The 3643-nt window shown below is 58.7% G+C and carries 3 protein-coding genes; all 3 read right to left on the bottom strand.

Annotated features, from left to right (window positions below):
* Positions 1-1215, bottom strand: a 1215-nt coding sequence (locus H7007_RS02790) for an ATP-binding protein (protein ID WP_287152972.1), incomplete at its 3' end; no start/stop codon positions are given.
* Positions 1216-1390: 175 nt separating this feature from the next.
* Entirely contained in the window at positions 1391-2215 is an 825-nt protein-coding gene (locus H7007_RS02785) for a 4Fe-4S binding protein (protein ID WP_287152971.1), read from the bottom strand.
* A 204-nt stretch (positions 2216-2419) separates the two neighbouring features.
* Positions 2420-3643: 2-hydroxyacyl-CoA dehydratase family protein (locus H7007_RS02780; RefSeq protein ID WP_287152970.1), on the bottom strand; the 1224-nt coding region annotated here is incomplete at its 5' end.

Here is a 3643-nt window from a genome sequence, read left to right as displayed (position 1 = left end):
GCCGTCGTCGAACTTCCCTTCCGAGTCCGAGGAGATGACGAGACCTCGTTTGAGTCCGAATCGGGTCATGAACTTGAAAAGCGGTTTGACGTCTTTTGCTTTTATATCGGCTCGCATTTTTATCTCCACGGGCACCGCCTTTTCTCCTTGATGGAGCACAAGGTCCACATCGTCTTTCTGCGGCGAGCGCCAGAAGAAACGCGCTTTGAGCATGTTGGCGAAATATTGCTCGGCGAGGACCGAGAAGTCGCTTTTCCCCGACAGGGCGGCAGTGAAGGCGGTGCTTGAAGGGTATATCTTTTTCATCTTCTTCTCGCTGCTCAAACGATTGGTGGAGTAGTTGTACAACTTGTTCACCAACATCAAATATTCCAGGTAGGAGACGTAATTGGCCACCGTTCTCTGGTCATACCCCAGATCGCTGCCAAGGTTCCTGTAATCGAGGATCATTCCCGGATGTTCCGCGAATACGGAGAGGAGGCGATGGGGAAGATCGATCGATTTCACGGTGAAATGCTCCAGGAGGTCCCTGTAGACGACCCGCTCGAGGAGGCTCTCGCGAAGGTATTTCCCCCTTTGAAGGTCATTGAGCTCCAGGGCTTCTATGAAACCTCCGGTAAGCGCGTGGTGGCGGATGCTCCTTTTTATCTCCATTTCAAAGATCCTCTCCCGCCTACGATCCACTTCCAGGTCCATGAATTCCAGGTATTCGTCAAGATCCAGCGGTTCGACCAGGAACTCAAAGAAGCGGCCGGCAAGGCTTTCCTTGCTTTCTTTGGCCAAGGCGATGGATGCGGAGCCCGAGAGGAAAATCTTTACTTGAGGATGGAGGTCGTACAGCATTTTCACCTTTTCCGGCCAGCCGTGGAGCTTCTGAATCTCGTCCAGGAAAAGGAATAGGCGTCCCGATTCGGAAAGGCGGCAACCGAGCACGTCCGTTTCATAAGACCTGAGCAAGTCGTCGAGGTCGATTCTTTTCTCGTCGAAGGAGAAGTAAAGAATATGTAGGGGATTGACTTTCTTCCTCCTCAGCAGGTCATCGATGACTTGGAACATCAAGGTGGTCTTTCCGGCCCTGCGCAGCCCGTAAAGGACACACATCTGCCGGAGGTCTAAATAGGAGACGACGTCTTTGAAAAGCCTGCGCCTTTTTCCAACAAGGTTTGCGGGCAACCGTCCCGTTCTCCACCAGGGATTGAAATCGTATATTTCCATGCGGCTCCTCCTCGGCCCTCAAGTTCCCGCCCTGAACGCGTTATTTTCCTCTTACAAAATAATTACATCATGATGTAATTATAATTAATAAAAAATTACATTTAAATGTTATTGTTATAAATATACGGGATGCAATTCGAGGCGTCGGTCCAATGTCTCGTACCGCGCGGGATTCTCAGGTCACGTCGGCGTAGCTCTCCACGCGGCGAAGGAACTCGTTCATCATCAGGTCGCCGTCGTTTACCTCCACCCGGATGGCCCCCTTCGGGCATACGGAGGCGCAGATGCCGCACCCTTTGCACTCCTCCCCTATGACGGCGCGCTTTCCCTCCAGGCGTACGGCCCCGGTGAAGCAGGCTTTCACGCACTTGCCGCACCCGTTGCACTCCTCGGTGACCTCGATGCGCAGGCCCTCCATACGGTGTATGCGGCTCCTTATGTCCGGGTCCCAGTTGTTGATGTTGCGCATGGCGATGCAGCAGCAGGGGCAGCAGAAGCACAGGGTGAGGAAGCGCCCCCAGTCCCTCATCGGGATCCCCAGCATGAAGGGATCGGGATCCACGCGCCCGATCTGGATGACCAGCCCGGCGTCCACCGCCCTCTCCACGTGGGCCAGGGCCTCCTCCACGGTGACCGGCCTCCCGATGCTGGGGTCTATCTGCCGCGTGGCCTCGCCCATGAAGATGCAGCCGATCTCCATGGGATAGTCCTGGCAGCGGCAGCCCACCCTGCACAGGCACAAGGGGAGTATCACGCGGTGGCAGGAGCGGCGGATGATCTCCTCCACTGCCTGGCGGGGCACCACCGTGGAGCCCGCCTCCAGCTCGCGGTTGACGGGGATGAGGGTGACGTCGTAGTGGTCGCGGTTCACTATCCACCCGGTGAGCCGCCCCACCACCGGCCAGGCGGTGGTCCTGGTCCAGAGGTCGGTTACCGGCTGCCAGACCGCCGCCACCTTGAGGAAGGTCTTCCAATTCCTGGGAATCAGCTTCCTCTTCAACCCCATCAACCCCCTTTTGACTGCGGAAAGAGGATCGCCAGACACGTGACCGGAGCTGTCATTCGGTCACCATCAGCGCGAAACGCCCTTTTCGCCCACTCCAAGCGGACATTTGCTCCGGGTTACCTTGCGGCTAGACCCCCTCTGACCCGAAAATCGATTCCGCACCATCCCACGCATCGTTTTCAGGCGGCCTGTCGCCGCTCATTCCGCAGCGCTTCTCCTTCGGCGGCCCGCCTTCTTCTTGCTCACAACCTGATCCACGAAGGTCTCCACCTCCCGCTGGAAGATCTCCATGGGCGTCTGCCGCTTGTCGAAGACGTCGCCGATGAGGACCAGGGTGGGGATGCCCAGGCGCTTCATGATCTCGCGGCGGAAAAAGGAGATGGTGCCCAGGGTGTGCTTGCAGGCGTGCACCCCGCCGAAGACGCAGGCGTCGGCCCCCAGGTCCTGCACGGCCCAGGCGACGTCGTCCACCCAGCGCAGGGAGATGGATTCCCCGCCCATCTGCCGGGTCATGGGGTAATCGAAGGCTATGTCCGCGTAGGCCCGCAGCATGCTCTCCTTGGAGGAGAAGTCGATGGGCGGGAAGTAGTGGATGGCCAGGATATCCCCCAGGATGGATATGCCCTTCTTCTCCATCCAGGTGAAGTAGTTGTAGAAGTCGAAGAGCCAGTAGATGTAGCTAACGTAGATGCGGGCCACCTCCTCCGGCGCCGTGTACTCGCCCTTGCGCATTCTCTCCTTGGAGATGTCCACCATGCGCCGCAGGACCTCCACGCACTCCTCCCGACCCCACATCTGGCTGCGCAGGACCAAAAGGGTCATGCTGAAGATGTTGGGCACCGGGCAGGGGCGGGCCTTCTTGAGCTCCCAGTACTCGTTGTAGAGGTCCACGGCCCGGTATGCCCGCTGCATTACCTCGCGTAGGCGTTCCTCCTTCAGCTCTTCCCCCGTCCACTCCTCGAGCTCGCGCACGAAGCGCAGGAGATACTTGTAGTACTGCTCGCGCCCCCGGGGAGACTCGTCCACCGGCTTTTCCAGGATGAACTGGGGGATGCCCAGATAGTCGGCGGCGAAGGCGTGTATCTTGGCGTTGGGGTTGCAGCTGCCCGGGGTGTTGTAGACAATTGCATCCGGCTTGAGCCCCGGCCCGGCTAGGAGAGAGGCGATGCCGATGGTGTTCCCGGAGCACAGGGAGTCGGGGAGCCCCAGGCTCATGGCGAAGTCCCAGAAGCGCTCTCCCTGGCCGTAGCAGATGTTGACGATGGCCCCGGAGACGATCTCCGTGCACAGGGGGAAGAGGGAGTCGAAGGCCCAGAAGAGCTCCGGGGGAAAGGTGAAGGGGATGAAGATGAGCTTCTTGCCCTCCGACTGGGCCCGCTGCGCCTCCCAGAAGAGCTCCAGGAGCCTCTGGAAGAAGAAGAT

Origin of the sequence: Candidatus Solincola tengchongensis, from assembly GCF_015711935.1 — a bacterium.
In the GTDB taxonomy this organism is placed as follows: Bacteria; Actinomycetota; Geothermincolia; order Geothermincolales; family RBG-13-55-18; genus Solincola_A; species Solincola_A tengchongensis.
Note: the sequence above shows the minus strand (reverse complement) of the source record. Positions and strands in the feature narration are given on the sequence as shown.